The sequence below is a fragment of the Oceanicaulis sp. genome, assembly GCA_040112665.1.
GTDB lineage: Bacteria > Pseudomonadota > Alphaproteobacteria > Caulobacterales > Maricaulaceae > Oceanicaulis.
Genome location: CP157796.1, coordinates 1,699,258 through 1,725,981 on the forward strand (window position 1 = coordinate 1,699,258; position 26,724 = coordinate 1,725,981).

General features: G+C 69.6%; 22 protein-coding genes and 1 other RNA gene. 21 read left to right on the top strand and 2 right to left on the bottom strand.

Going from position 1 to position 26,724, the window contains the following annotated elements:
• Positions 1–29: 29 nt before the first annotated feature.
• Both ABL308_08160 and ABL308_08165 read right to left on the bottom strand, forming a co-directional pair.
• On the bottom strand, positions 30–455 hold the full coding sequence (locus tag ABL308_08160; GenBank protein XBQ14937.1) for a BLUF domain-containing protein: 426 nt from the start codon (positions 453–455) through the stop codon (positions 30–32).
• Between the two features lie 122 nt (positions 456–577).
• Entirely contained in the window at positions 578–4,174 is a 3,597-nt protein-coding gene (locus ABL308_08165; protein XBQ14938.1) for a hydantoinase B/oxoprolinase family protein, read from the bottom strand.
• A 165-nt stretch (positions 4,175–4,339) separates the two neighbouring features.
• Between ABL308_08165 and ABL308_08170 the strand changes: the two genes are divergently transcribed.
• The 21 genes from ABL308_08170 to ftsZ all read left to right on the top strand — a co-directional run bounded on the left by ABL308_08170 (position 4,340) and on the right by ftsZ (position 26,643).
• Positions 4,340–5,032 carry a molecular chaperone DjiA gene (locus ABL308_08170; protein XBQ14939.1) on the top strand — a complete coding sequence of 231 codons (693 nt, stop codon included), beginning with the start codon at positions 4,340–4,342 and terminating at the stop codon, positions 5,030–5,032.
• A 153-nt stretch (positions 5,033–5,185) separates the two neighbouring features.
• On the top strand, positions 5,186–5,467 hold the full coding sequence (locus tag ABL308_08175) for a hypothetical protein (GenBank protein ID XBQ14940.1): 282 nt from the start codon (positions 5,186–5,188) through the stop codon (positions 5,465–5,467).
• A 45-nt stretch (positions 5,468–5,512) separates the two neighbouring features.
• Positions 5,513–6,424, top strand: coding sequence for an EamA family transporter (locus ABL308_08180; protein ID XBQ14941.1), 912 nt, complete (start codon positions 5,513–5,515; stop codon positions 6,422–6,424).
• A gap of 9 nt (positions 6,425–6,433) precedes the next feature.
• Positions 6,434–7,174: an N-acetylmuramoyl-L-alanine amidase gene (locus tag ABL308_08185; protein ID XBQ14942.1), complete on the top strand. Its 741-nt coding sequence runs from the start codon at positions 6,434–6,436 to the stop codon at positions 7,172–7,174.
• A gap of 34 nt (positions 7,175–7,208) precedes the next feature.
• Positions 7,209–7,613: RNase P RNA component class A (rnpB, locus tag ABL308_08190), an RNA gene on the top strand.
• A gap of 477 nt (positions 7,614–8,090) precedes the next feature.
• On the top strand, positions 8,091–8,555 hold the full coding sequence (locus ABL308_08195) for a division/cell wall cluster transcriptional repressor MraZ (protein ID XBQ14943.1): 465 nt from the start codon (positions 8,091–8,093) through the stop codon (positions 8,553–8,555).
• A complete protein-coding gene (gene rsmH, locus ABL308_08200; GenBank protein ID XBQ14944.1) occupies positions 8,555–9,550 on the top strand; it encodes a 16S rRNA (cytosine(1402)-N(4))-methyltransferase RsmH in 996 nt (331 codons plus the stop codon). Before ABL308_08195 ends, rsmH begins: the two co-directional genes overlap by 1 nt.
• Positions 9,547–9,906: a hypothetical protein gene (locus tag ABL308_08205; protein XBQ14945.1), complete on the top strand. Its 360-nt coding sequence runs from the start codon at positions 9,547–9,549 to the stop codon at positions 9,904–9,906. The genes rsmH and ABL308_08205 overlap by 4 nt, the downstream gene beginning before the upstream one ends.
• 3 nt (positions 9,907–9,909) lie before the next feature.
• Positions 9,910–11,742 (top strand): penicillin-binding protein 2, encoded by a 1,833-nt coding sequence (locus tag ABL308_08210; protein XBQ14946.1) that lies wholly within the window; start codon positions 9,910–9,912, stop codon positions 11,740–11,742.
• Between the two features lie 2 nt (positions 11,743–11,744).
• Entirely contained in the window at positions 11,745–13,196 is a 1,452-nt protein-coding gene (locus ABL308_08215; protein ID XBQ14947.1) for a UDP-N-acetylmuramoyl-L-alanyl-D-glutamate--2,6-diaminopimelate ligase, read from the top strand.
• Complete coding sequence (murF, locus tag ABL308_08220) at positions 13,193–14,587, top strand: UDP-N-acetylmuramoyl-tripeptide--D-alanyl-D-alanine ligase (GenBank protein ID XBQ14948.1); 1,395 nt, start codon at positions 13,193–13,195, stop codon at positions 14,585–14,587. Before ABL308_08215 ends, murF begins: the two co-directional genes overlap by 4 nt.
• Positions 14,588–14,600: 13 nt before the next feature.
• Entirely contained in the window at positions 14,601–15,701 is a 1,101-nt protein-coding gene (mraY, locus tag ABL308_08225) for a phospho-N-acetylmuramoyl-pentapeptide-transferase (GenBank protein XBQ14949.1), read from the top strand.
• A gap of 13 nt (positions 15,702–15,714) precedes the next feature.
• Positions 15,715–16,992 (top strand): hypothetical protein, encoded by a 1,278-nt coding sequence (locus ABL308_08230; protein ID XBQ14950.1) that lies wholly within the window; start codon positions 15,715–15,717, stop codon positions 16,990–16,992.
• Complete coding sequence (locus ABL308_08235; protein ID XBQ14951.1) at positions 16,989–18,113, top strand: putative peptidoglycan glycosyltransferase FtsW; 1,125 nt, start codon at positions 16,989–16,991, stop codon at positions 18,111–18,113. The genes ABL308_08230 and ABL308_08235 overlap by 4 nt, the downstream gene beginning before the upstream one ends.
• A 10-nt stretch (positions 18,114–18,123) precedes the next feature.
• Positions 18,124–19,212 carry an undecaprenyldiphospho-muramoylpentapeptide beta-N-acetylglucosaminyltransferase gene (gene murG / locus ABL308_08240; GenBank protein ID XBQ14952.1) on the top strand — a complete coding sequence of 363 codons (1,089 nt, stop codon included), beginning with the start codon at positions 18,124–18,126 and terminating at the stop codon, positions 19,210–19,212.
• Between the two features lie 5 nt (positions 19,213–19,217).
• The gene (gene murC / locus ABL308_08245) at positions 19,218–20,627 is read left to right on the top strand and encodes a UDP-N-acetylmuramate--L-alanine ligase (GenBank protein ID XBQ14953.1); all 1,410 of its coding nucleotides are present in this window, start codon (positions 19,218–19,220) and stop codon (positions 20,625–20,627) included.
• Between the two features lie 255 nt (positions 20,628–20,882).
• Positions 20,883–21,812 (top strand): UDP-N-acetylmuramate dehydrogenase, encoded by a 930-nt coding sequence (murB, locus tag ABL308_08250; protein XBQ14954.1) that lies wholly within the window; start codon positions 20,883–20,885, stop codon positions 21,810–21,812.
• Entirely contained in the window at positions 21,805–22,719 is a 915-nt protein-coding gene (locus ABL308_08255) for a D-alanine--D-alanine ligase (GenBank protein ID XBQ14955.1), read from the top strand. Before murB ends, ABL308_08255 begins: the two co-directional genes overlap by 8 nt.
• A complete protein-coding gene (locus ABL308_08260; protein ID XBQ14956.1) occupies positions 22,707–23,618 on the top strand; it encodes a cell division protein FtsQ/DivIB in 912 nt (303 codons plus the stop codon). The genes ABL308_08255 and ABL308_08260 overlap by 13 nt, the downstream gene beginning before the upstream one ends.
• A 13-nt stretch (positions 23,619–23,631) precedes the next feature.
• Positions 23,632–24,948, top strand: a complete 1,317-nt coding sequence (gene ftsA / locus ABL308_08265) for a cell division protein FtsA (protein XBQ14957.1) — start codon at positions 23,632–23,634, stop codon at positions 24,946–24,948.
• 171 nt (positions 24,949–25,119) lie between these two features.
• Entirely contained in the window at positions 25,120–26,643 is a 1,524-nt protein-coding gene (gene ftsZ / locus ABL308_08270) for a cell division protein FtsZ (protein ID XBQ14958.1), read from the top strand.
• The last annotated feature ends 81 nt before the right edge of the window (positions 26,644–26,724 follow it).

Consider the following 26,724-nt stretch of genomic DNA (forward strand, 5'->3'; position numbering starts at 1 on the left):
TCACGGCGCGCAGCGAAGGTTACCGATTGTTAATGCTTGCGGCGCCCGGGCTCAGGCCACTGATCGGGCGCGTCCTCGTCGAAGAATTTGGGAAGACCGCCGGCGAGCTTGCCGAGCCAGTAGACGCCGGAATGGGCCGCCAACGCCTCGTCCGACGCGAGATCGCCGGGCCGGATGAAGCGGAAGGGCCAGTCGGAGAACCGGCCCTCCTCGGAAATCTCCATCGTCAGCACCACGAAATCGGAATGCCGGCGATCGGTCCAGATCCGCTCGACCACCTCGCGGACCTTGCGGGGCTCGCCTTCGAGCACGCCCAGGCAACGCCGCTTGTTCATCAACCACGCGCCGCACAGGCCGAAGGCGGCGTTGTCCTCCGCCGCCTTCGCGACGATCGCCGCGATTTCCGCCTCGCCGACGCCGGCTGACAGATTCGACCTGTAAGCGACGCGAAACACGCGAACCGACCCCCGCCGTTAATGCGTAGCGCCGATTAAGCGAGGCAATGCGATTCGAATAAAGCGATAGAATGCTTACTGACCGCGTTCAGCGCACTGTAACACGTATGAAATTTAGGGATTTAGGCGTTGCTGAACCCTGCACCGCCGGGGGTTTCGATCTCGATCGCGTCTCCGGCGTCGATCTGCACCCGGAATTTCGCGGGCAAGTTTTCCACCGCTCCGCCGGCCTTCACCAGGCGCTGCTTCCCCGGCGCGCCGGCTTCGCCACCGTTCAGCCCGGGCGGTGCGACCGTGCGGCGCCCGGACAGGAGCGCGGCCTGCATCGGTTCGAGGAATTCGATCCGCCGCACGGAGCCGTCACCGCCGCGCCAGCGCCCCGCGCCGCCCGAGCCGCGCCGGACCGCGTGGCCGAGCACGCGGATCGGATAGCGTAGCTCCAGCACTTCGGGATCGGTGAGCCGGGAGTTGGTCATGTGCGTATGAACCGCCGAGGCGCCGTGGAAACCGCGCCCCGCCGCGTCGAGCCCGGCGCCGGCGCCGCCGCAGATCGTTTCGTAATACTGCCGCGCGCCGTCGCCGAAGGTGAAGTTGTTCATCGTGCCCTGGGCGGCGGCCATGCGGCCGGTCGCGGCGAACAGCGCATCGACGACGAGCTGGCTCGTTTCGACATTGCCCGCCACCACGGCAGCGGGCGGAACCGGCGAGAGCATCGAGCCCTCCGGCACGATCAGCCGTATGGGTTTCAGACAGCCCTCGTTGAGCGGGATCGGATCCTCGACCAGGCAGCGCAGCACGTAGAGCACCGCCGCCCGCGCCACGGCCGAGGGGGCGTTGAAATTGTCCCCGAGCTGGGCGCTCGTGCCGGTGAAGTCGATTTCCGCCTCGCCGGCCTGCCGGTCCACCCGGATCGCGACCCGGATCGACGCGCCGTCGTCGAGCGCCATTTCCGCCTCGCCGTCGCTGAGCGCGCCGATCACGCGGCGCACGGCGGCTTCGGCGTTGTCCTGCACATGGCCCATGTATGCGCGCACGACGTCCAGGCCTTCGGTCGCGATCATCGCTTTGAGCTCGCGCGCGCCGCGGGCGCAGGCGGCGAGCTGGGCCTTGAGGTCGGCGATGTTCTGGCCGGGCCTGCGGGCGGGGTGGGCGCCGCTTTCAAGCACGCCGCGCACCGCGTCCTCGTCGAACCGGCCCCGGCTGAGGATCTTCACCGCGTCGAAGACGACGCCTTCGTCCTCGATGGTCTTCGAAAACGGCGGCATGGAGCCCGGCGCGATCCCGCCGATATCGGCGTGGTGGCCGCGCGAGGCGACGAAGAACAGGCGCTCGCCGTCTTCCGCGCACACCGGCTGGATCACCGTCACGTCGGGCAGGTGGGTGCCGCCGTTATAGGGCGCGTTCAGCGCCACCGCGTCGCCGGGCCCCAGGTCCGGGTGCGCCTCGATCGCCGCGCGCACGCTGGCCGACATCGAGCCCAGATGCACCGGCATGTGCGGCGCGTTCGCCACCAACCCGCCGTCCGCGTCGAAGACCGCGCAGGAGAAATCCAGCCGCTCCTTGATGTTCACCGAGTGGGCGGTGCGTTCGAGCACGACGCCCATCTGCTCGGCCACGCTCATGAAGCGCCGGTTGAAAAGCTCCAGCGTCACCGGATCGCGCTCGGTCGAGGCGCGGGGCTCAGCGCCTGCTTCGGCCTGGCGTACCAGCACCAGCATGCCGTCTGCGCGGCGTTCGGCGCGCCAGCCGGGATCGAGCACGATCGTCTGGTTCGCGTCCATGATCAGCGCCGGGCCGGTGAGCTGTGCGCCCGCGCCGAGATCTGAGAGCGAGTAGACCGAAGCCTCGCGCCACGCGCCAGCGTGGTGAAGCCGTGCCGCGCCTGCCGGCTGGGGGGCGCCGGTCTGGGCGCCGAGCGCGATCTTCGCCCCGCGCGCGCCGCGCGGCCGGCCTTCGCCCATCGCCGCGACGCTGTCGATGACGATCCCGTCCGCGCCGGGCGCGAAGCCGAAAAGCTGCTCGTGTGCGGCGTCGAACCGGGCGCGGATCTCGTCTTCCGATCCGAAGCCGACCGGCACTGCAGTGTCGGACCCGGCGGCGCGCAGACGGATTTCTTTTCGCGTGTGAATATCCTCGCCGCCCTGACGCGCCACCGCGTCACGGACCAGGGCCTCGAGCGCGTCCAGCGTGTCCGCCGCCCGCGCCAGCCCGCCGTCGAGCGCGGTTTCGAGCCCCTGCTCGGCGGCGTCGCGCACCGGGGCGAGGCCGATCCCGTAGGCGGACAGGAGCCCGGCCTGCGGGTGGATCAGCGCCGTGGTCATGCCCAGCGCGTCGGCGAGCTTGCAGGCGTGCTGGCCGCCCGCCCCGCCGAAGGCGTTGAGCGCATAGCGGCGCGGATCGACGCCCTGGCTGGTGGAGATTTGCTTGACCGCGTCGGCCATCGCCTCGACCGCGACGGCGAGAAACCCTTCCGCCGCCGCCTCGGCGCTGTCGAGCCCCATCTGCTCGGCGAGCGCTTTCAGTTTCGCATGTGAAGCACCGGCGTCCAGCGGGGCGTCGTGGTTCGGGCCGAAGACCTTGGGAAACCAGTCGGGCTGGATGCGGCCGAGCACGACATTGGCGTCGGTCACCGCCGGCGGTCCGCCGCGGCCGTAGCAGGCGGGGCCGGGATCGGCGCCGGCGCTTTTGGGGCCGACCAGAGCGCGCTCGCCGTCAAACCCCAGCACGGAGCCGCCGCCCGCCGCCACGGTGTGGATCTGCAGCATGGGTGCGCGCAAGATCCGGCCGTCCAGAAGCGCTGTGTCGGTGCGGGCGTAATCGGTCCCGTCGAAGCGGGAGACGTCGGTGGAGGTGCCGCCCATGTCGAACCCGATCACCTTGTCGAACCCGGCCGCCTTCGCGGTCAGCGCCATGCCGACCACGCCGCCGGCGGGACCGGACAGGACCGCGTCGCGCGCCCGAAACCGCTTCGCCTGTGAAAGACCGCCGCCGGACTGCATGAAATAAAGTGGCGCACCGGCCAGGCCGCGATCGACCCGGCCGACATAATCGCGCAGCACCGGTTCGAGATAGGCGTCGATCACCGCGGTCGACGCGCGGGGAAACAGCTTGATGAGCGGGCTCGCCTCGCTCGACAGGGTGACGTGGTCGAACCCGGCCTTCCGCGCGAGCGCTTCGATGCGGCGTTCGTGATCCTCGTTCACATGCGAATGAAGTAGCGCTACGGCGACCGCCTCGAACCCGTCCGCCTTCGCCGCCTCGAGCGCGACCCGCGCCGCGTCTTCGTCCAGCGCCGCGACTTCGGCGCCGTCTGCGGCCAGCCGTCCGGCGATCTCCACCGTACGGGCGGGAAGGGGGGCGGGGCGGGTGATGTTCAGCGCGAAGATGTCCGGCCGGGTCTGATCGCCGATCTCGAACAGGTCGCCGAACCCTTCGGTGACCACGAAAAGCGTCTTCGCCCCGTCGAGCTCGAGCAGGGCGTTCGTCGCCACCGTCGTGCCCATCTTCACCGCCGCAAGCGCGCCTTCGGGGATCGCCGCGCCGGGTGCAAGGCCCAGCATGCGCCGCACGCCTTCGGTCGCCGCGTCGCCATAGGCGTCGGAGTCCGACAGAAGCTTCAGCGCCTCGATCGACCCGTCCGCCCGCCGCGCGATCACGTCGGTGAACGTGCCGCCCCGGTCGATCCAGAATTCGGTGGGCTCTGTCGGGGCGTCGGCCAAGTCCGGCTCCTTGCGTGCGGCGAGAGGCGATGAGAAGCACGTCGAGGCGGCCTGCGGCAAGCCGCGCGGCCCCGCCGCATGGCGCCTGCGAGCGACGTGCGCTAGAGTTTTTGCAATGCAGCGAAGGCCCCTTCCGACCCACGCCGCCGCCCTTGAGAGGCGCTCATGAGCTTCTGGCGCAAGCTCGCCGATCTCGTCATGGGATCGCGCGACCCGTTCGACTGCGACACGGAAGACTGCCCGCCGGGCCGGCGGGTGGACGATGCGGACTACGCCATGGCGCTGATCGGGCTGGGCGCGAAGATGGCCAAGGCCGACGGGGAGGTGACCCGCGACGAGGTCGCCGCCTTCGCCCAGGTCTTCCGCGCCCCGCCCGGCTTCGAGGCGCCGCTGCGCCGCGCGTTCGATCTCGCCAAGCAGACCACGCTGGGCTTTGACGGTTACGCCAGGCGCCTCGCCCGGCGGTTCCGCCATCACCCGGCCGTGCTCGAAGACGTGCTCGACGGGCTGTTTCACATCGCCAAGGCGGACGGACGCGTGACCGCGGACGAGGAGGAATATCTCTCCCGGGTGGCGGAGATTTTCGGCTTCCGCGCCCTTGATTACGACCGGATCAGGGTGGCGCATCTCGGCGCGCCGGAGGACGACCCCTGGGCGCTTCTGGGCCTTGAACGCGGCGCGTCGCCCGAGGAGATCAAGCGCGCCTACCGCCGGGCGGCCGCACAGAACCACCCCGACCGGCTGATCGCCCGCGGCGCGCCGGCCGAGATGCAGCGGATCGCAGACGCGAAGATGGCCGCGATCAACGCCGCCTATAAACAGATCGCCCCCAGGCTGGAGGCGCCGGCGGGCGGTTGAGCCCTGCGGCCCCGCCGGAACCGGGCGTCCGGCACGAATGTTGCGCCTTCGTAATCGTTCGTGTGGCGCCGCGCCATTGACCCCCGCCTCGGCGCGCCCAACTATATATCCCCGACGGGGGAGCGATCCGGCAGGGCGCGAGGAGATGCGACCATGACGCAGAGCCAGATTTCCGGTGTTTCGATGATGAACGGCCTGCGCGCCGTGCTCGCCGGCGTGATTGCGATCGGCCTTGTCGCGCTGGTCTTCGTGCTCGCCGCGTTTCTGACCATGGCCGCGCTCGTCGCCGCCGGGGTCGCCGCGGTCGGCGCGTCGGCCTGGTGGCTCTACCAGAAAGTCCGCGGGCCCCGCCGCAAGGAAGGCCCGACCGTGCTGGTCGCCCGCCGCGGCCCGCACGGCTGGACGGTGGACGGCGATCAGCCCCGCGGCGCCTGAGCCGGCCGGCTTGCGGGCGGGCGCCGGCTCGCTTAAGCCGGGCCCATGACACCACGCCATTTCGGCCTTCTTTTCCTGATCTGCCTGATCTGGGGCGTCAATTTCGTCGTCGCGAAATGGTCGGTCTCCGGCACGCCTGCGATCGTGCCGGGCTTCGAAGGCAGCCCGCCGCTTTTCTTCGCCTTCCTGCGCTTCGTGCTGCTTTACGCGATGCTCGCGCCCTTCCTGCGGCCGATCCCGAAAAAGATGGGCCCGGTGATCGGCGCGGCGCTGACCATGGGCGCGGTGCAGTTCGCGCTACTGTTCATCGGGCTGAAATACGCCACCCCCTCGGCCATCGCCATCGTGGTCCAGCTCTCGGTGCCGTTCACCACGGTGCTGTCGATCCTGTTCCTGAGCGAGCGGGTGCGCTGGATCCGCGGCCTGGGCATGGCGATCGCCTTCGCCGGGGCGGCGCTGGTGGTGTTCAAGCCCGCCGAGTTCAGCTTCACCGCCGGGCTTTTCGCCGGGGTCGGCGCAGCGCTCGCCGCCGCGGCGGGGACGATTTTCGTCAAGCGTGCTGAGGTGTCCGCCCTGTCGCTGCAGGCCTGGATCGGGCTGATCAGCTGGCCGCCGCTCCTGCTCGCCTCGCTTCTGCTCGAGCAGAACCAGATCGGCGCAATGCTGGCCGGGGGCTGGCCGTTCTTCTGGACGGTGATCTTCACCGTGGTGCTGGTGAACGTTTTCGGCCACGGCAGCTTCTACTTCTTGCTGCGGCGCTACGACGCCTCGCTGATCGCGCCGATGACGCTGATGGCGCCGCTGATCGGGGTGATCTGCGGGGTGGTGCTGCTGGGCGATCCGATCACATGGCAGCTCGTGCTCGGCGGGGCGCTGGCGCTCGCCGGCGTGGGCGTGGTCGCAGCCCGGCCCGCGCGCACGGTGAACGCTGGTGAAGCGATGAAGCGGCCGCGCTAGGATGACGTCATGGCCCTGAAGATCACCGACCGTCCCTCGCCGAACTTCAACACCCGCAAGGCCGAGGTCTCGCTGCTTGTCCTGCACTATACCGGCATGGAGAGCGCTGAGGCCGCGCTCGAACGGCTGTGTGATCCCGACGCCCAGGTCAGCGCGCATTATCTCGTCGACGAAGACGGATCCGTGGTCCGCCTGGTCGAGGAAGACGCGCGCGCCTGGCACGCCGGGGCCGGCGTCTGGGCCGGTCAGACCGACGTGAACTCCGCCTCCATCGGGGTCGAGATCGTCAATGGCGGGCATTGCTACGGCCTGCCTGATTTTCCCCGCCGCCAGATCGACGCGGTGATCGCGCTGTGCGAAGCGGTCATGGCGCGCTGGGCGATCCCGGCGGCCGGCGTGATCGGTCATTCCGATCTCGCGCCGGAGAGAAAACTCGATCCCGGCGAGCGCTTTCCCTGGGCGCGGCTGGCCGATCACGGGATCGGGATCTGGCCCGATCCGGTCGATGTCGATCACGGCCTGGCCTTCGCGCCGGAGCTCAACGAGGGTCAGGCGCTCGCCGCCGTTCAGTCCCGCCTTGGCGAGATCGGCTATGGCGTCAAGGCCGACGGGGTTTACGGCATGCGCACCCGCGCCGTGGTCGCCGCCTTCCAGCGCCGCTTCCGGCCCGCCCATGTCGACGGCCTGATCGATCACGAGACCGAAGCGCTGATCGAGGCGGTCGCCGATCTCGCGCGCCGCCGCGCTTGACCTTTTTCGAGTTCGGGCCGACTTAGAACGCCGATCGGGCGGCCGGGCGGCCGCGCCTGCAAGCGCCGAAAGGCCGCAGGCGAGGAAAGTCCGGGCTCCACGGAAGCAAGGCGCCGGAGAAAATCCGGCGGGCCGGTTTACCGGTTCAGGGACAGCGCCGCAGAAAACAGACCGCCGGGATCGCTCGCTCGCGGGCCCCGGCAAGGATGAAACGGTGGGGTAAGAGCCCACCGCCCCGACCGCAAGGAAGGGGGCACGGCAAGCCCCGCCTGGAGCAAGGCCGAATAGGGACGCAACGGGCTTCGGCCCAGGCGCGACTTCCGCGTCCGCGTCCGGGTAGGCCGCTAGAGGCGCCGCGCAAGCGGCGTCCCAGATGAATGGTCGCCACGCCGGGCCTCGGCCCGGCGGACAGAACCCGGCTTACAGGCCGCCCGATCGGCTTTCTTTCTCTTGATGCTCGCGCCCGTCCGGGCGCTCGCGGCGCGCCGTGGTCCTGTTCAGACAATCCGCGACAATCTCTCCTCCTCGTTTCCCGGCCAAGCGGCGTAGCCGCGCAGAGCCGGGATCCACGGTCGGCGCTCAGCCAGGATTGCTGAGTGTTTCCGGTGGGTCCCGGCTCGGCGGCCTTCGGCCTTGGCCGGGAAGCGAGGGGAATGTGTTCTGGATCAAGCCAGCCGATCGCCCCCCTCGTCACCCAGACGAACGAGAGCCCCCAATGGGCCGTCATGGGCCGGCGCTCATCAGTTCTTTCTCTGTTCTATTTCTTAACGCGCCGGGCGGGGTGTTTTTTCTTTATGCGCCCAATGAAACAGGGGTGAAGCACGCCTTTCGGCATTGTTTCCCATGCTGCCCCATGTTATCCCATAGTTAACCAGCGCGAGGGGTGCGCGGGTCATCGGGGAAGCGCCAGACCGCCATGTTCGTCTCCACGACCACCAACGGCATCGACGCGAAAGGCCGGGTCTCCGTCCCGGCCGATTTTCGCGCGACCGTGACAGGTCAGGGTTTCGCCGGCGTTTACGTGTGGCGCTCGCCGTACGGCGATTATCTCGAAGGCGGCGGGCTCGCTCTGCTCGAGGATCTCGCTGACGCGATCGAGGACATGGACCCGTTCGATCCGGTGCGCACCGCGCATGAGCGGGTGATCTTCGGCGGGGCCAAGCCGCTGATGTTCGACTCCACCGGACGGGTCACCCTGCCCAGGGACCTGATCGAGCACGCCGGCCTTGAAAAGCAGGCCGTGTTCATCGGTCTGGGTCAGCGCTTCGAGATCTGGGACCCGCAAGCCCACGCCGAGGCCGCCGACGAGGCGCTCAAGCTCGCCCGCGAAAATCGCGGCGCCCTGCGCAGCCCGCGCCGCCGCCGCCGGGAGGAGGGGTGATGGCTCACGTCCCGGTCATGCTCGACGAGGTGCTTCATGCGCTCGAGCCGCGCGACGGCGGGCTCTATGTCGACGGCACGTTCGGCGCGGGCGGATATTCGCGCGCCATCCTGGAAGCCGCCGACTGCCGCGTGCTGGGGATCGACCGCGACCCCACCGCGAAGGACGCCGCCGAGCGCATGAAGGCCGCCTACAAGGGCCGGTTCGCGTTCGGGTTCGGTCCGTTCTCCATGATCGAGGCGATCATGGACGAGGCGCAGAGCTCCGGCGCTGACGGGATCGTCTTCGATCTCGGCGTCTCCTCCATGCAGATCGACCGGGCCGAACGCGGCTTCTCGTTTCAGAAAGACGGCCCGCTGGACATGCGCATGTCGATCGCGGGGCCCAGCGCGGCGGACGCGGTGAACGGGCTCGAGCACGGCGAGCTCGCCTCGATCTTCAAGATCTACGGCGAAGAGCGCGAGGCGGGCCGGGTCGCGACCGCGATCCTGCGCGAGCGCGAGGTCGAGCCGATCACCACCACGCTGCGCCTCGCTGAGATCACCGCCAAGGCGGTCGGCGGCAAGCCGGGCAAGATCCACCCCGCCACCCGCGTCTTCCAGGCGCTGCGCATCTATGTGAACGACGAGCTGGGCGAGCTGATCCGCGGTCTCGAAGCCGCCGAACGCTCCCTCAAGCCCGCCGGCCGGCTGGTCGTGGTCACCTTCCACTCGCTGGAAGACCGCATCGTGAAAACCTTCCTGCGCGAGCGGGCGGGCCTGGTCCCCGGCGGCTCGCGCCATCAGCCCGAGCTCAAACCCGCCCAGGCGCCGAGCTTCGCGCTCCTGTCGAAGAAGGCTGAAGCGGCGAGCCAGGCCGAGGCGGCCGAAAACCCGCGCTCGCGCTCGGCCAAGCTACGCGCCGCGGCGCGCACCGAACATCCCGCCCATCCCCGATCCGGCGGCGCCTATCCCGGCGCGCCGTCCTATCAGCGCCTGCTGGAGGTCGTGAAATGATCCGCTTTGCAACCATCGTCGCGGGCCTGGTCGCCGCCGCCCTGGTCGCCGCGCTCTATCTCGCCCAGGCCGGCGCGTCCGAAGACCGCGCAGAACTCGCCCGGCTGGAAGCCGCGATCGCCGACGAGAAGGAACGGATCAAGGCGCTCGACGCCCAGATCGCCTATCAGGAAGACCCCGAGAACCTGCGCCGGCTGGCGCGGATCTATCTCGGCTTCGAACCGGTGCGCACCGATCAGGAAATCGCCTTCTCCCGGCTGCCGCGCATGGACGCCGAGGAGCCCGGCGCGCGCGAGGAGGGCGGCGTACTGAGCGCGGCGCGGGTGTCCTATCCGGTCTCGGGCGGACGGCCCTGAGCCATGAAGATCCTCCGGCGCATCCTTCGCAAGGTCACGGTCAGCGCCGAACCCCGGCGCGTGCCGCCCGCGCCGGCCGAGGGCGCGCCGGCGGCCTTCACCCGCAGGCTGAGGCTCGAACGCCCCGGCGCCGCCGCGCCGCAGCGTCAGGCCGGCCGTCTGCGCGTGATCGGCCTGGTGCTGGGCGCGGGCTTCGCCGTCACCGGTGCGCGCGCGGTCGAGGTCGCCGCCTTCGGCGAGGCCCCGCCCGCCCGGATCGCCTCGGCCGACACCGAGCGCAGCCGCGCCATGATCCTTGATCGGGACGGTGAAATCCTCGCCTCGACGCTGGATTTCCACACCGTCTACGCCGATCCCCATTACGTCTGGGACGCCGAGGAAGTCGTGCGCCGGCTCGCCACCGTGCTGCCCGATCTCGACACCGAGCGCCTGCTGCGCCGGCTTCAGTCCGACACCCGCTATGTCGAGATCGCCGCCGACGTCAGCCCGCGCACGCGTCAGGCCATCCATCTGCTCGGCCTGCCCGGCGTGTTCTTCGACACCCGGCCCGCGCGCATCTATCCCAAGCGCTACGCCGCCGCCCATGTCATCGGATACGCCGGACGCGACATGCAAGGGCTGGCGGGCGCGGAGCGCGCCTTCGAGGCCGAGCTGAGCGATCCGTCCGGCCGGCCGGTCTCGCTGTCGATCGATCTCACCGCCCAGCACCGCGTTGAAAGCGTGCTGCGCGAGCGCATGGCGATGTATCAGGCGGTCGGCGCCTCGGCTGTGCTGATGAAGGTCGGCACCGGCGAGATCATCGCCATGGCCTCGCTTCCCGATTTCGACCCCAATCTCTACGGCGAGGCGCACGCCGCGCCGGGCGGGATCGATCCGCTGTTCAACCAGGCGAGCCTGGGCGTGTTCGAACTCGGCTCGGTGTTCAAGCCGCTGGCGCTGGCGGCGGGTCTGGATTCCGGCAAGGTCAGCCTCGACGACGTGTTCGACGCGTCTGAGCCGATCCGTATCGGCGGGCATACGATCGACGATTATCGCGGCGAGGACCGGCCGCTGACCGCGCGCGAGGTCATTCACTACTCCTCCAATCTGGGCGCCGCGCGCATGGCGCTTCAGATGGGCAATGAGACGCTCACCGATTTCTACCGCGCCTTGCGCCTGTTCGAAGCCGCCCCGATCGAGCTGTCGGAGACCGGCCGGCCGCAGCTGCCGCGCCGCTGGGGCGACGTGCACACCATGACCGCCTCCTACGGCCACGGTCTGGCGGTCAGCCCGCTCGCGCTCACCGCCGCCTACGCCGCGATCGCAAACGGCGGCGTCTACGTGCCCCCGACCCTGCGCCCGGTCGCGCCCGGCGAGGTGATCCACGGCGAGCCGGTCACCAGCCCCGCCGTCGCCGCCCAGGTGCTCGCCGTGATGCGCGAGACGGTGGTGCTCAGTCAGACCGGATCCGCCGACGTTCCCGGCCTCGCGGTCGCGGGCAAGACCGGCACCGCCGAGCGCGCGGTCGCCGGCGGCTACGCAAAGGACAGCCGTTTCAACACCTTCGTGGCGGTCTTCCCGTTCGACGATCCCGAATACGTGCTCACCGTCACGCTCGACCGCCCCCGCCCGAGCGCGGAGACGCGCGGGTTTGCGACTGCAGGCTGGACGGCGATGCCCACCGCCGGAGCGATCCTGACCGACCTTGCGGGCGTTCTGGATATCGACCGCCGCGACGCGGACCCGTCCGCGCGCGCCTCGGTGGTGCGCGAGCTGTTCATGCCGCGGCCCCGCGCGGTGGTCCCGGCCGAGGAGCCGGTTCCCGTTCCGCAACCGCGCCCCGCGCTGGAAGAGTAAGCATGAGCCGCACGCTTTCCGAACTTCTGCCCGAAGGCCTGTCCGTCCCCGACGGCGCGGGCGGGCTGACCGTCACGGGCCTGAGCCTGGACAGCCGCACCGTGAAGCCCGGCGACCTGTTCGCCGCGCTGCCCGGCCTCAGGACCGACGGGCGGAAATTCATACCGATGGCCGAGGAGAAGGGCGCGGTCGCCGTGCTCGCGCCGAAAGGCACGAAGGCCGGGGTTCCCGTGATAGAGGCCGACGACCCCGCCGCAGCGCTCGCCATGATCGCGGCCACGTTCCACCCCCGCCAGCCTGAAACCATCGCCGCGGTCACCGGCACCAACGGCAAGAGCTCGACCGTGGAGTTCCTGCGCCAGATCTGGACCCGCGCCGGGCTGGACGCCGCAGCTCTCGGCACGCTCGGGGTGACCCGCGCCACCGGCCGGACCGAGTTCGGCTACACCACCCCGGACGCCATCGCGCTTCACAGATCCATCGACGCCCTGGCCGGTGAAGGGGTCACCCATCTCGCCATGGAAGCCTCCAGCCACGGGCTGAAGCAGCGGCGCATGGACGCGGTGCGCGTGACGGCGGCCGCCTTCACCAACCTCACCCAGGACCATCTCGATTATCACCCTGATTTCGAGGACTATTTCGCCTCCAAGATGCGGCTCTTCCAGGAGCTGGCGATCGAAGGCGCGCCTGCCGTGATCAACATGGACTCAGACTGGTCCGACCGGGTGCTTCAGGCCGCCGAGGCGATGGGCATGACGCCGGTCACCATCGGCTGGCGCGGCCGGGACCTCGCGGTGACCGAGATCGTGCCTGAACTGACGAGCCAGCTCGTCCGCTTCACCTGGAAGGGCGAGGCGCACGAGGTGCACCTGCCGCTGGTGGGCGAGTTCCAGACCGCCAACGCGCTCGGCGCAGCTGCGCTGGCGCTCGTCACCGGTGTGAGCGAGGCCGACGCCTTCGCCGCCCTGGCGGAGCTCAAGGGCGTGTCGGGCCGGCTGCAGCAGGTGGGTGAGACCAAGGCCGGCGCGCCCGTCTTCATCGACTACGCCCACACGCCTGACGGCCTCGACAAGCTGCTGCGCGCGGTGCGTCCGCACACCCAGGGCCGCATCTTTCTGGTGTTCGGCGCTGGCGGCGACCGCGATCCGACCAAGCGCGAGAAGATGGGCGCGATCGCCGAGAAGCTCGCCGACAAGGTCTATGTCACTGACGACAATCCCAGAAGCGAGGACCCGGCGAAGATCCGCAAGGCGGTGCTGAGCGGCTGCCCATCCGCGACCGAGATCGCCGACCGCGCCGAGGCGATCCGCACTGCGATCGACACGCTGGAAGACGGCGATGTTCTTCTGATCTCCGGCAAGGGCCATGAGACCGGCCAGATCTTCGCCGACCGCACCGTCCCGTTCGACGAGGTCGAGATCGTGCAGACCCATCTGAGGAAGACCGGCAAATGACCGCCCCGCTCTGGACCGCGAAAGACGCCGCGACGGCGGTGAACGGACGGCTGACCGAGGGCGGCTGGAGCGCGAGGGGCGTGTCCATCGACACCCGCACGCTTCAGCCAGGCGATCTTTTCGTCGCCCTGTCGGACAAGCGCGACGGCCATGAGTTCGCCCAGGCCGCGCTCGACAAGGGCGCCTGCGCGGTGCTCGTCTCCAAATCCGACTGCGCGTCGGGTCCGCGTCTCGTCGTCGACGACGTTCTGAAAGCCCTGCGCGATCTCGGCGCGGCGGCGCGCACCCGGTCTGACGCCTGGCGGGTCGGGGTGACCGGCTCTGTCGGCAAGACCAGCGTGAAGGAAGCGCTCGCCGCGGTCTTCCGTGCGGCCGGCAAGGCGCACTGGAGCGAGAAGAGCTACAACAATCACTGGGGCGTGCCGCTGACGCTGTCGCGCATGCCCGCCGAGACCGAGCGCGCGGTCTTCGAAATGGGCATGAACAACGCCGGAGAGATCCGCGATCTGGTCACCATGACCCGGCCGCACATCGCGATGATCACCAAGATCGCGCCCGCCCATCTTGAAAACCTCGGCTCGATGGAAGCCATCGCCGACGCCAAGTCGGAAATTTTCGAGGGCCTGGTCGAGGACGGCGTGGCCGTGGTGCCTTCAGACGACGAATTCGCCCCGCGCCTGTGCGAAGCCGTGCGCCGGTCCAAGGCCGGCTTTCTTCTCGAATTCGGCCGCTCGGAAGAAGCCGCCGTGCGCGTGCTGAGCTGGGAGGAGGGGCCTGACGGCGGGTCCGGCGAGATGGCCGTGCTCGGCCGCACCTTCCCCTTCCGCCTCAAGCTCACAGGATCGCACCAGCCGGTGAACGCCGCAGGGATCGTCGCCGCAGCGCTGGCCGCCGGCGTCGAGCCCGAGCTCGCGCTGGAGGTGCTCGCGAGCCTCAAACCGGCTGCAGGCCGCGGCGCGTCGTTCGAGGCCGAGGTCGCCGGCAAGAGGATCTCGGTCATCGACGACAGCTACAACGCCAACCCCGCCTCCATGCGCGCCGCGTTCGGGGCGCTTAAGGCGCGCGCGCCGAAGAACGGCGGCCGCCGCATCGCGGTGATCGGGGAGATGCTGGAGCTCGGCCCGCGATCGGCCGAGATGCACGCCGATCTCGCCGATCCGCTGATCGAGGCGGGGGCGGAACTGGTCCTGACCGTCGGCAAGGGCGCAGCGCCGCTGGCCGACGCGCTGGGCGCGCGTGGCGAGGTCTGCGCCGATCCCGACGCGGCGCTGAAGCTGCTGACCGAGCGGAGCCGCGCGGGCGACGTCGTGTTAATCAAGGGCTCGAACGCCTCGGGCGTTCACAGAATCGCCGCATCCCTTCTGAACTCTGCGCCCTCGGGGCGAAGCTGAGCGTACATATTCAATGCTTTATCTCCTGCTTTCCCCCTTCGCTGACCAGTTCCAGCTGTTCAACGTTCTGAATTACCTGACCTTCAGGACCGGCGCGTCGCTCATGACCGCCTTCGTGATCGCGCTGATCATCGGCAAACCCTTCATCGACTGGCTGAGAAAGCAGGGCTCCCAGCCCATCCGCGACGACGGTCCTGAAGGCCATGTGCTGACCAAGGCCGGCACCCCGACCATGGGCGGGTTCATCATCCTTCTGTCGATCCTGGCGGGCACCCTGATCTGGGGCGACCTGTCCAACCCCTATCTCTGGGTCGTCCTGTTCGTGACCGCGGGCTTCGGCGGCATCGGGTTCATCGACGACTGGCGCAAGGTCACCGAGAAGTCCCACAAGGGCCTGTCGGGCAAGGGAAAGCTGATCCTTCAGTTTTCGCTGGCCTTCATCGCGGTGCTCTGGATGGTCCAGCTTCTGGACGGCGCGCCGGGCACGCCGGACAATTTCTCCACCTCGGTGGCGGTCCCCTTCTTCAAGGATCTGCTGATCCCGCTGAGCTTCGCCTTTTATCTGTTCGGCATGTGCGTGATCGTCGGCGCGTCGAACGCGGTGAACCTCACCGACGGTCTCGATGGCCTGGCCATCGTGCCGGTGATGATCGCAGCGGGCAGCTTCGGCTTCATCGCCTATTTCGTCGGCTCGGCGGTCTACGCCGATTACCTGTTCCTGAACTTCACCCCCGGCACGGGCGAACTCGCCGTGATCTGCGGGGCGATGATCGGGGCGGGGCTCGGCTTTCTGTGGTTCAACGCGCCGCCGGCCATGGTCTTCATGGGCGACACCGGCTCGCTGTCTCTGGGCGGGGCGATCGGGGCGATCGCGGTGGCGGTCAAGCACGAGATCGTGCTGGTCATCATCGGCGGCCTGTTCGTGCTCGAGGCCGTCTCGGTCTTCGTGCAGGTGTTCAGCTACAAGGTCTTCGGCAAGCGCGTCTTCAAGATGGCGCCGATCCACCACCATTTCGAAAAGCAGGGCTGGGCCGAACCCACCATCGTGATCCGCTTCTGGATCATCGCCTTCGTGCTCGCCCTCATCGGACTGTCGACCCTGAAACTGCGCTAGGAGGTGCCCCGCCATGGTTCCGGTCCGATCGCTCGCGGGCCGACGCGTCGCGATCCTCGGCCTGACCGGACCCGGTCTCGCCGCGGCGCGCGCGCTGCGGGCGGGCGGGGCGGAGCTGATCTGCTGGGACGATGACGAGACCCGCCGCGCCGCCGCCGTGCGCGCGGGCTACCGGGTCGAGGACCTGACCACGCGCGACTGGAGCGGGCTGGCCCGGCTGGTGATCGACGACGCCGGCCTTCTCGACGCCGACCCCCGACCCCGCCTGCTCGATCTGGCCGAGGCGGTCGGCGCCGAGATCACCCCCGCCCTGACCCTGCTCGCTGAAGCGGCGACCGCCCCGCACGAGGCGGGCCTCGCCGTCGTCACGGGGCGCAACGCCGAGGCCGCCGCCGCGCTCGCCGCGCATCTTCTGGCCAATGCGGCCACGCCTGCACGAAGCCTTTGCGATCCGCGTCCCGGCCGGGCGATCCGGATCGCAGCGCTCGCCTCCGGCGAAGCCGCGCGCCTGCCCGAGAGCGTCACGCCCGAGGCCGTCGTGCTCCTCAGCCAAGCCGACACGCGGTCCGAACTGCTCGATCTCGCGGCGCGAAGCGGCGTGCTGATTTCCGCCGCCGATCTCAGGAAAGGCGCGCGGCTGGCAGCGGGGCGTCTGCGGGGGACAGCTGCGCTGATCTCCGGCCGCATGGTGGTGGGCGGCGGCGTTCATGCGGTCTCAGGCCGTCTGATCGACGCGCTCGACGGCGTCGCGCGGCCCGCCGGGGCGCTTCCCGCCTGGGCGCCGTTCGAAGCCGTCGCCGCCGGCTGGGCGCTCGCCCGGCGTCTGGGCGCGAGTTTCGCGGATTGCCGCACGGCGCTGAACGACTGGACCGGCGCGCCGGGCCATGGCTGCGAGATCGCCAGGCTCGGCCGTTCGCCCATCGTGGACTGGAGTGCGGCTGTGAGCCCAGCGCTCGCCGTCGACGCGGTCACCGAAGCGCCCTGCGTCTGGATTGCCGGCCCGGCCCTCGACAAAAGCGCGGCGGATCTCCTGGACGCGGCGCGCACGCCGCCGCGCGCCATCGTGCTGATCGGCGACAAGGGCCGGGCCGAAGCGCGTCTGCAGGCCTACGCCCCCGTCACGATCGCCCGCACGCTGGACGAGGCGCTGGGCCGGGCGCTGCACGCGGCGGCGCGGCATGGTTCACCGGTCGTTTACGCTCCGGGAAGTGTTTCCGGGCAAACAGGAAGTGCGCTGCCCGACGCGCTCGGACGTCTGACGGCGCGCGCGCTTTCTGGAGACGCCGCATGAGCGTGAAGCACCGCCGCACCGGCCTGTGGAGCGGGCTGGACCAGCCGATCCTGACCATCGTCATCCTGCTGATGGCGGTCGGCGTGGTGATGTCGTTCGCCACCAGCCCGGCGGTCAGCAGCGGCGAGGACCCCTGGTACTATCTCAAGCGCCAGACCGGCTTCACCATCGTCTCGCTCGGCGTGGTGATGGTCACCGCGGCGCTGTCGAGCACCGGGATCAGGCGCATGTCCGGTCTCGCCTTGCTCACCGCCTTCGCCATGCTGATCACGGTGGCGATCATCGGCCATGACGTGAACGGCGCGACCCGCTGGATCCGCTTCGCGGGCATGTCCTTCCAGCCCAGCGAGCTGTTCAAGCCCGCCTTCGTGGTCGTCGCCGCCTGGCTCTTCGCCGAGGAGGACCGGGGCGCGCCGCTGCCCGGCCGCGCCGTCGCCACCGGGCTCTATCTCGCCGGCGCGGCGCTTTTGATGATGCAGCCCGATTTCGGCCAGACGGTGCTGATCTCGCTGGTGTTCGGCGCGATGCTCTGGGCGGGCGGGCTCAGCTGGACGCACAGCGCGGGGCTGGGCGGTCTCGCCTGCGCCGGCGCGGCGGGCGCCTACGCCGCCCTGCCGCACGTGCGCGACAGGATCGCGGATTTCCTCACGCCGTCGAACCCGCTGGCGCGCAGCCAGACAGACATCGCCATGGACGCCATCTCGCGCGGCGGGCTGTGGGGCGCGGGGCCGGGGCAGGGCGAGGTCAAGCACGTGCTGCCCGAAGCGCATAACGATTTTGTGTTCTCCGTCGCCGCCGAGGAATTCGGCCTCGTCGCCTCGCTCGCCATCATCGGGCTCTATGCGCTGCTGTTCGCGCGCGCCTGGATGCTGGCCATGCGCCTGTCAGACCCGTTCCACCAGCTCGCAACGGCGGGGCTGGCGCTGCTGTTCGGGCTGCAGGCGCTGGTCAATATCGCGGTCAATCTCGACATCGCGCCACCGACGGGCATGACGCTGCCCTTCATCTCTGCGGGCGGATCGTCCATGGTCGCGCTCGCGTTTTCGGCCGGACTGCTGCTCGCCCTGACCCGCAGACGGCCCGGCGCCTATATGCCCAAGGCCCGCCCTGCAGCCGCCTGAGAGAGTTTTCATGACCGGACGCTGCCTGATCGCCGCCGGCGGGACCGGCGGGCACATGTTCCCCGCGCGCGCCGCCGCCGACGCCCTCATCGCCCGGGGCTGGGCGGTCCAGCTCGTCACGGACGCGCGCGGCGCGAAGCACGCCGAGGGCTTTCCCGGCGAACCGGTGAAGACCATCGAGGCGGGCAGCCCGTTCGCGAAGAACCCGATCAAGATGGCCGGCGCGCTGTCCAAGCTCGCTCGCGGCTACGGCCAGGCGCGCGCGATCTTTTCCGAATTCAAGCCCGACGTCGTCGCCGGTTTCGGCGGCTACCCGGCCTTTCCTGCGCTCGCCGCGGCGCGGTTTTCCGGCACGCCCTTCGTCATCCATGAGCAGAACGCGGTGCTGGGCCGGGTGAACAGGCTGTTCTGCCGGGGCGCGGAAGCGGTCGCCTCGGGTTTTGACCGCCTCGACAGGGCGAGCTCGAAAGCGCTGCATGTCGTCACCGGCAATCCGGTCCGCGCCGCGATCCTCGAAGCGACGGAAAAAGAATACCGCGCGCCGCGGCCCGGAGAGCCGATCCGGATCCTCATCCTCGGCGGCAGCCTGGGCGCGCGCATCCTGTCGGACGTCGTGCCCCGGGCGCTCGCCGCCATGCCCGAGGAGCTCCGCAAGCGGCTGAAAGTCACCCACCAGGTCCGCGAAGAACAGCTCGACGAAGCGCGCAAGACCTATGACCGCGCGGGCATCGAGGCCGAGCTGTCGAGCTTCTTCACCGACATGGGCGGGCTTTACGCCGACGCGCATCTGATCATCAGCCGGGCCGGCGCGAGCTCGGTCAGCGAGATCGCTGCGGCGGGCCGGCCGGCCATCTTCGTGCCGCTCGCCATCGCCATGGACGACCACCAGACCGCCAACGCTCATTCGCTGGTCCGGGAGGGCGCGGCTGAAAGCGTTCCGGAACGCGAACTCACTCCCGGGCGTCTGTGTGAGCATCTTGCAAGGCTTCTCGCCGACGGCGAAGCTTTGTCCAAGCGCGCCGAAGCGGCGCGCAAGCTCGGCCGCCGCAACGCCGCCGAGCGTCTCGCCGATCTGATCGCCACCGCAGCGGAGACCTGACCTACATGCCGCCCATCGACCTCGCCGCCTCTGTCGCTCCTGTTCACTTCGTCGGCATTGGCGGCATCGGGATGAGCGGCATCGCCGAAGTCATGCTCAATCTCGGCTATGCGGTCACGGGTTCGGACATCAAGGACAGCCCCAACGTCCAGCGCCTGCGCGACAAGGGCGCGACCATCCATATCGGCCACAGGCCGGAGAACGTGCACGGGGTCGGGGCGCTCGTGGTCTCGAGCGCGGTCAAGCGCGACAATCCCGAACTCGCCGAAGCCAGAAAGCAGCGTACGCCCGTGGTGCGCCGCGCCGAGATGCTCGCCGAGCTGATGCGGCTGAAGCATGCGGTCGCCGTCGCCGGAACGCACGGAAAGACCACCACGACCAGCCTCGTCGCCGCGCTGATGGACGCGGCCGGTTTCGACCCCACCGTGATCAACGGCGGGATCATCTCCGCCTACGGCTCGAACGCGAAAATGGGCGAGGGCGACTGGATGGTCGTCGAGGCCGACGAGAGCGACGGCAGCTTTCTGAAGCTGCGCGGCTCGGTCGGCATCGTCACCAACATCGACCCCGAGCACATGGAGCATTACGGCAGCTTCGACGCTCTGAAGGACGCCTTCGACCAGTTCGTCCACAATCTGCCCTTCTACGGCTTCGCGGTGCTGTGCATCGACCATCCTGAAGTGCAGGCGCTCGCCGCTCGGATCGAGGACCGGCGGATCATCACCTACGGGGTGAGCCCGCAGGCCGACGTGCGCATCGCGCGGCTGACCATGGACCCGGCCGGGGCGGGCTTTGATCTGATGTTCCAGAACCGCGGCCGCGAGCCGGAGGTCTGGACCGCGCTGGGCCTGCCGATGATGGGCGAGCACAACGTGCTGAACGCCGCGGGCGCCATCGCCGTTGTCGAGGCGCTGGGCGGCCGTGAGGACGAGATCCGGAAGGGCCTCGCCGGCTTCTCAGGCGTCAAGCGCCGCTTCACGGTCACCGGCGTGGCGAACGGGGTCACGGTCGTCGACGATTACGGCCACCACCCGGTGGAGATCGCCGCGGTGTTGAAAGCCGCCCGCCAGCGCGCCGGGAACGGCCGCGTGGTCGCGGTCATGCAGCCCCACCGTTTCTCGCGGCTCAACGCCCTGTTTGAAGACTTCTGCACCTGCTTCAACGACGCCGACAGCGTGCTGGTCACGCCCGTCTACTCCGCTGGCGAAGATCCGATCGAAGGCGCGGACCGGCAGGGCCTGGTGGACGGGCTCTCCCGCCACGGCCACCGCGACGCCGCGCCCACCGATCGCGACAGCCTGACCGAGGACATCGCCCCGCGCGTGAAACCCGGCGACCTCGTGGTGTGCCTGGGCGCAGGCGACATCACCGCCTGGGCCGCCGAACTGCCCGAGCGGCTGGAGGAAAAGATTTGAGGTCGCCCGGCTTTCTTCCCTCCCCCTTGCGGGGAGGGTGGGCCGAGGCGAAGCCTCGGGTCGGGTGGGGGCGCCGCGCGGGACTTTCAGACGACGGAGCACGCGGCTCCACCCCACCCGTCCGCTTCGCGGACACCCTCCCCGTCAAGGGGAGGGAAGGGGCGGCTCGGCCTTTCCTCTCCGCGCCCCGCTCTGAACAAAACCGCTGCTCACGCTTTGCTGGGCCGACCAATTTGAAGCAAGAGATTTGACCCCATGAGCTTTCCTTCCATACTCGACCGCCTGCCCGAGGTGCGCGGCAAATATGTCGAGAACGCCCCGCTGTCGGACTTTTCCTGGCTGCGCGTGGGCGGTCCGGCGCAGGTGCTCTACATGCCCGCCGACGAGGCCGATCTGGCCCGTTTCCTGGCCGAGACCCCGCGCGATATCGACGTGAGGGTGGTCGGCGCGGTGTCCAACACGCTGGTGCGCGACGGCGGCTTGCCGGGCGTGACGATCAAGCTCACCCCGGCTTTCGGTCAGGTCGAGGCCGAGGACGGCGCGAAGATCCGCGCCGGGGCGGCGGCGCTGGACAAGATGGTCGCGAAGAAAGCGGCCAAGGCCGGCGTGGGCGGTCTGGAGTTTTATGTCGGCGTGCCCGGCACGATCGGCGGGGCGCTGGTGATGAACGCGGGCTGCTACGGGACCGAGACCAAGGACCGGCTGATCGAGGCGGTGGCGCTGGACCGTCAGGGCCGCCGTCAGGTCGTGCCCGCCGAGCGCTTCGGCTACGCCTACCGCCATTCCGACATTCCCGCAGACTGGATCTTCACCGAGGCCCTGTTTCAGGGCGAGGCGGACGATCCCGAGGCGGTGACCAGGCGCATGGACGAGATCACCGAGCGGCGCGAAAGCTCCCAGCCGATCCGGGAGAAGACGTCCGGCTCGACCTTCAAGAACCCCGATCCTGAAGAGAGCGGCGGCAAGTCCGCCTGGCAGCTCGTCGATGCGGCGGGCTGGCGCGGCAAACCGATCGGCGGGGCGCGCTTTTCAGAGCAGCACTGCAATTTCCTGATCAATGACGGCACAGCGACCGCCGCCGATCTGGAGACCTTGGGCGAGACGGTCCGCGCCGAGGTGAAGGAGAAGTTCGGCGTCGAGCTCCACTGGGAGGTCCGCCGCGTGGGAGAGCCTGCGAATGGCTAAGAAGATCGCCGTCCTGATGGGCGGGCTGTCCGCCGAGCGCGAGGTCTCTCTGTCCTCGGCGAAGAAATGCATCGCCGCGCTCAAGGCCCGGGGCCATGAGGTGGTGGAGATCGACCCGCGCGACGCCGACTGGCCCGATCAGATCAAGGCGGCGAAACCCGATCTCGCCTTCAATGCGCTTCACGGCGAGTGGGGCGAGGACGGGCGGATCCAGGGCGTGCTGGAATATCTGCGCGTGCCCTACACCCATTCCGGCGTGCTCGCCTCGGCTCTGGCCATGGACAAGCAGCGCGCCAAGGGCGTGCTGGAAGCCGCCGGCGTCAGATGCCCCGAAGGCCTTCTGGCGAACCGGTTCGAGGCGGCGAAGACCCACCTGATGGACCCGCCCTATGTGGCCAAGCCGAACGCGCAGGGCTCCTCGATGGGCGTGATCATCGTGCGCGAGGGCGAGGCGTCCCCGCCGGAGATTTTGGGATCGGACGACTGGCCCTACGGCGACGAGGTGCTGATCGAAAAATTCATCCCCGGCCGCGAGCTCACCGTCGCCGTGATGGGCGACCGGGCGCTGGCGGTGACCGAGATCGTGCCGAAAACCGCGTTCTACGATTTCGAGGCGAAATACGCCGACGGCGGCTCTGCTCACCAGATCCCCGCCGACATCCCCGAAGACATCGAGCGTTACTGCCTGAAGGCCGCGCTCGACGCCCATCAGATCATCGGATGCCGCGGGCTGACCCGGTCCGATTTCCGCTATGATCCTGAAACCGGTAAGGTTTGGTTACTCGAAATTAATACCCAACCGGGCATGACTCCGACATCGCTCGCGCCTGAACAGGCGGCTTATTGCGGGATCGACTTCGCCGATCTCGTCGAGTGGATGGCGGAGGACGCGTCTTGTCTAAGGTAGGGCGCGCCGGCGTACGCGACTCTACCAAAGGCGCAGGCTCCCGGCGCAAGGCAAAGCCGAAAACGACCAAAAGCCCGAGCCGGCTGGGCAACTGGGCGGCTGCGCAATGGCGCGCCGCACGCCACCGTGCGGGCTATGCGATCAAGCTGGTTTCGCTCGCCGGGCTGGTGCTGGGCGGGCTGACGCTCGGCGTGCTCGCCCTGCTGGGCCGGCTCGACGACACCGGCGCGGCGGTGCTCGCCTTTTCCAGCGAGAAGCTCGCCGAAACCGGCCATACCGTCGCCTGGCTCGACGTCGCCGGGGCGGAGCGTCTCACGCACGAAGAGATCGCCGCGCTGATCGGCGCGGCGCCGGGCACGGGCCTTGCCGATATCGACCTCGCCGCAGCGCGCGAGACCCTGCAGGCGCAAAGCTGGGTGAAGTCCGCCGACGTGCTGCGCCTCTGGCCCGACCGCCTGGCGGTGCTGATCACCGAGCGGCGGCCGCGCGCGCTGTGGCAGCTCGAAGAAGTCTACCGCGTGATCGACGCGGACGGGGTGGTCATCGACGGCGCCGATCCGGCCGATCATCTCGACCTGCCGCGCGTCGTGGGCGCCGGCGCGAACACCGGCGCGGACGAAATCCTGAGCCTCGTCGCGCTGCACCCCGAGATCGCCGCGCGCACCCGCTTCGCCATCAAGGTGGGCGAGCGGCGCTGGTCGCTGCGGCTCGAGAACAACGGCGAGATCCTGCTGCCCGCCGACGATCCGGCGAGCGCGCTGGCCACGCTGAGCGCGCTTCACGCCGAACGCGGCGTGCTCGATTACGACGCGCAGATCATCGATCTCAGAAACACCGGCGAAATGGTGATGCGGCCCTGGCCGGACCGCGCCGCCGAAGCCGCCGGACGGGGAGCGTGACCAGATGGGCTTCATGAGCAGGATCAGGGCCGGCAAGGCCGAACCGGGCGCCGCGCCGCGCAAGCCCGGCGTCTACGCTGCGCTCGACATCGGCGCGGCCAAGACGATCTGCTTCATCGCCAAGACCGAGCAGACCCTGGCGGGCCTGCGTCCCCGCGTCATCGGCGTGGGCCATCAGTCCACCCGCGGCGTGCGCGCCGGCGCTGTCGTGGACATGGACGCAGCGGCGGAAAGCGTGCGCGCGGCGGTGGAGAACGCCGAGCGCATGGCCGGCCACACCATCACCGAAGTCACGCTGTCGGCCTCGGCCGGCGCGCCGGGCAGCGCGCGCATCGACGCCCAGCTCGATCTGGCCTCCAGCGAAGTCGCCGACCGCGATCTCAGAAAGCTTTTGAACTCCGCCCTGCGCGAGCATCACGAGCCGGGCCGGGCCATCCTGCACGCGCTGCCGATGAGCTGGCGCGTGGACGGCCATCGCGGGGTGAAGGACCCGCGCGGCATGTTCGGCGAGACTCTCGGCGTGGACCTTCACGTGATCAGCGCTGCGGCCGATCCGCTGAAGAACCTCGTCGCCTGCGTTGAGCGCTGCCAGCTCACCGTCGCAGGGATAGCCGCCACGCCCTATGCGGCGGGCCTCGCCGTGCTGACCGCCGACGAGATGGAGCTCGGCGCGCTCGTGATCGACATGGGCGCGCACACCACCACGCTGGCGGTTTTCGCCGAGGGCGTGCTGCAGCATGTCGACGCGCTGCCCGTGGGCGGCGCGCACGTCACCAGCGACATCGCGCGGGGGCTTCAGACCACCGTGAGCGCGGCCGAGCGGGTCAAGGCGCTCTATGGCTGCGCGCTCGACAGCCCTGACGACGACCAGCAGATGATCGAGGTCCCGCCCTTGGGCGGCGGTTCCACCTCGACCATGACCCAGCATCCGCGCGCGCTTCTGAACGCGGTGATCCGCCCGCGCCTCGAGGAAATCTTCGAGCTTCTAAGAGACCGTCTCGACGCCGCCGGCGCTGCGCGCGCCGCGGGCCGCTCCATGGTGCTCACCGGTGGCGCCTCGCAGCTGCCCGGAACGGCGGAACTCGCAGGCCGGGTGCTCGGAAAGCAGGGCCGTATCGGCCGCCCCGACAGCCTCGCCGGGCTGGGCGACGCGGTCTCAGGACCCGGCTTTTCGGCCTGTGCAGGCGTGATCAAGCGCGCCGTGGGCGGCCCGGTCGAAGCGATTTCGGGACCGCCGGTGCTGCATCCGTCCGGCGATCGCCGCCGCGCGCCAGCCGCCTCCGAGCGCGGCCCCGCCGCCGTGCTGCGCTGGTTCGCCGAAAGCTTCTGACGCGAAGCGGGACGCACCGCCCACGGAAGGTCCCGTTAACCCTTCGTTCGCGAACCGTTCCTGAAAAAGCATTTGCATGCCGGGGGTTGGCTTAACTCGCGATTAAACAACGCGGCGCAAGGTGGCCGTTACAAGTCCCTTAACCTTGAGCCCCGCGACGGAGCCCGCCCCATGCCTCTCAATCTGTCCGCGCCGGAATCCACCGAGCTGAAGCCGCGCATCCTTGTTTTCGGGGTCGGCGGCGCCGGCGGCAACGCGGTCAACAACATGATCGACGCCGAGCTTGAAGGCGTCGACTTCGTGGTGGCCAACACCGACGCGCAGGCTCTGGCCCGCGCGCGCACCGATCGCCGCGTGCAGATGGGTGCGGGCATCACCGAAGGTCTGGGCGCCGGGGCGCGCCCCGAGGTGGGCGAGCAGGCGGCCGAGGACTCTCTGGCGGAGATCACCGAATACCTGCAGGGCGCACACATGGTCTTCATCACCGCCGGCATGGGCGGCGGCACCGGGACGGGGGCGGCCCCGGTGATCGCACGCGCCGCGCGGGAGCTGAACATCCTGACCGTGGGCGTGATCACCAAGCCCTTCCACTTCGAAGGCACCCGCCGCATGCGCATCGCGGAGTCCGGTATCGAACGGCTCCAGCAGCATGTCGACACGCTGATCATCATCCCCAACCAGAACCTGTTCCGGATCGCCACCGAGAAGACGACCTTCGCCGAAGCCTTCGGCATGGCCGACCAGGTGCTGCATTCGGGCGTGCGCGGCATCACCGACCTGATGGTCATGCCCGGCCTGATCAACCTCGACTTCGCCGACGTGCGCACGGTGATGAACGAGATGGGCAAGGCGATGATGGGCACCGGCGAAGCCAGCGGCGACAAGCGCGCCGTGGAAGCCGCCCACAACGCGATCAACAACCCGCTTCTCGACGACGTGTCGATGAAGGGCGCCAAGGGCGTGCTCATCAACATCACCGGCGGCATGGACATGACGCTGTATGAAGTCGACGAGGCGGCCAACGAGATCCGCAACGAGGTCGATCCGGACGCCAACATCATCGTGGGCTCCACTTTCGACCCCGAGCTGGACGGGATCATCCGCGTTTCGGTCGTGGCCACCGGCATCGACGCGGAAGAGGCCCAGCAGCCGGTCCGCCGTCCCGACAACGTCACCCCGGCCTGGAAAGGCCGCGAGACCCGGCCCCAGCGCCAGGTCGAGCCGATGGTGCGCCGCGCCGCGGACGCCGTCGCGGTGAACGAAAGCCCGCGCGCCGAAACCCCGGCCGCCGCGCGCGCCGAAGCGCCGCGCACTGTCGAGGCCCACGCCGCCGAACCGGTCTCCCAGCCCGAGATCGACACCTACGCCGAGCCGCACAAGCCGGCCGTGGTGGAGACCCGCGAACGGCTCGAGCGCGAACTGTCCGCGCCGCGCGCCGCCGCGCCCCGCACCGAGCATCCGCGCGCCCGTGAGGCCGAGCCCGAGCAGCCGCGCCGCGGCCTGTCGCTCTTCGGCCGCCGGCCCAAGCCCGCGCCGCAGCCCGAACACCGCCCCGACCCGCTGAGCACCCGCCGAGCCGAAGCCCCGCGCGCGCAAGCCAGCCCGGTTCAGTCCACCGGCGGCGATCTTTTCGGCGACAATGTCGACGAGACCGATCTGGAAATCCCCGCCTTCCTGCGCCGTCAGGCGAACTAGGCGGCTTTTCGCAATCAGGTGAAAGGCCCTGCGCGAACCCGCGCAGGGCCTTTTCATGTCAGGGCGATCGGGAACCGGCCC

Excerpts from the sequence above, each read along its gene's own strand:
- ABL308_08170 (XBQ14939.1), top strand. The coding sequence starts at position 4,340 with ATGAGCTTCTGGCGCAAGCTCGCCGATCTCGTCATGGGATCGCGCGAC.
- ABL308_08175 (XBQ14940.1), top strand. The coding sequence starts at position 5,186 with ATGACGCAGAGCCAGATTTCCGGTGTTTCGATGATGAACGGCCTGCGC.
- ABL308_08180 (XBQ14941.1), top strand. The coding sequence starts at position 5,513 with ATGACACCACGCCATTTCGGCCTTCTTTTCCTGATCTGCCTGATCTGG.
- ABL308_08185 (XBQ14942.1), top strand. The coding sequence starts at position 6,434 with ATGGCCCTGAAGATCACCGACCGTCCCTCGCCGAACTTCAACACCCGC.
- ABL308_08195 (XBQ14943.1), top strand. The coding sequence starts at position 8,091 with ATGTTCGTCTCCACGACCACCAACGGCATCGACGCGAAAGGCCGGGTC.
- rsmH (XBQ14944.1), top strand. The coding sequence starts at position 8,555 with ATGGCTCACGTCCCGGTCATGCTCGACGAGGTGCTTCATGCGCTCGAG.
- ABL308_08205 (XBQ14945.1), top strand. The coding sequence starts at position 9,547 with ATGATCCGCTTTGCAACCATCGTCGCGGGCCTGGTCGCCGCCGCCCTG.
- ABL308_08210 (XBQ14946.1), top strand. The coding sequence starts at position 9,910 with ATGAAGATCCTCCGGCGCATCCTTCGCAAGGTCACGGTCAGCGCCGAA.
- ABL308_08215 (XBQ14947.1), top strand. The coding sequence starts at position 11,745 with ATGAGCCGCACGCTTTCCGAACTTCTGCCCGAAGGCCTGTCCGTCCCC.
- murF (XBQ14948.1), top strand. The coding sequence starts at position 13,193 with ATGACCGCCCCGCTCTGGACCGCGAAAGACGCCGCGACGGCGGTGAAC.
- mraY (XBQ14949.1), top strand. The coding sequence starts at position 14,601 with ATGCTTTATCTCCTGCTTTCCCCCTTCGCTGACCAGTTCCAGCTGTTC.
- ABL308_08230 (XBQ14950.1), top strand. The coding sequence starts at position 15,715 with ATGGTTCCGGTCCGATCGCTCGCGGGCCGACGCGTCGCGATCCTCGGC.
- ABL308_08235 (XBQ14951.1), top strand. The coding sequence starts at position 16,989 with ATGAGCGTGAAGCACCGCCGCACCGGCCTGTGGAGCGGGCTGGACCAG.
- murG (XBQ14952.1), top strand. The coding sequence starts at position 18,124 with ATGACCGGACGCTGCCTGATCGCCGCCGGCGGGACCGGCGGGCACATG.
- murC (XBQ14953.1), top strand. The coding sequence starts at position 19,218 with ATGCCGCCCATCGACCTCGCCGCCTCTGTCGCTCCTGTTCACTTCGTC.
- murB (XBQ14954.1), top strand. The coding sequence starts at position 20,883 with ATGAGCTTTCCTTCCATACTCGACCGCCTGCCCGAGGTGCGCGGCAAA.
- ABL308_08255 (XBQ14955.1), top strand. The coding sequence starts at position 21,805 with ATGGCTAAGAAGATCGCCGTCCTGATGGGCGGGCTGTCCGCCGAGCGC.
- ftsA (XBQ14957.1), top strand. The coding sequence starts at position 23,632 with ATGAGCAGGATCAGGGCCGGCAAGGCCGAACCGGGCGCCGCGCCGCGC.
- ftsZ (XBQ14958.1), top strand. The coding sequence starts at position 25,120 with ATGCCTCTCAATCTGTCCGCGCCGGAATCCACCGAGCTGAAGCCGCGC.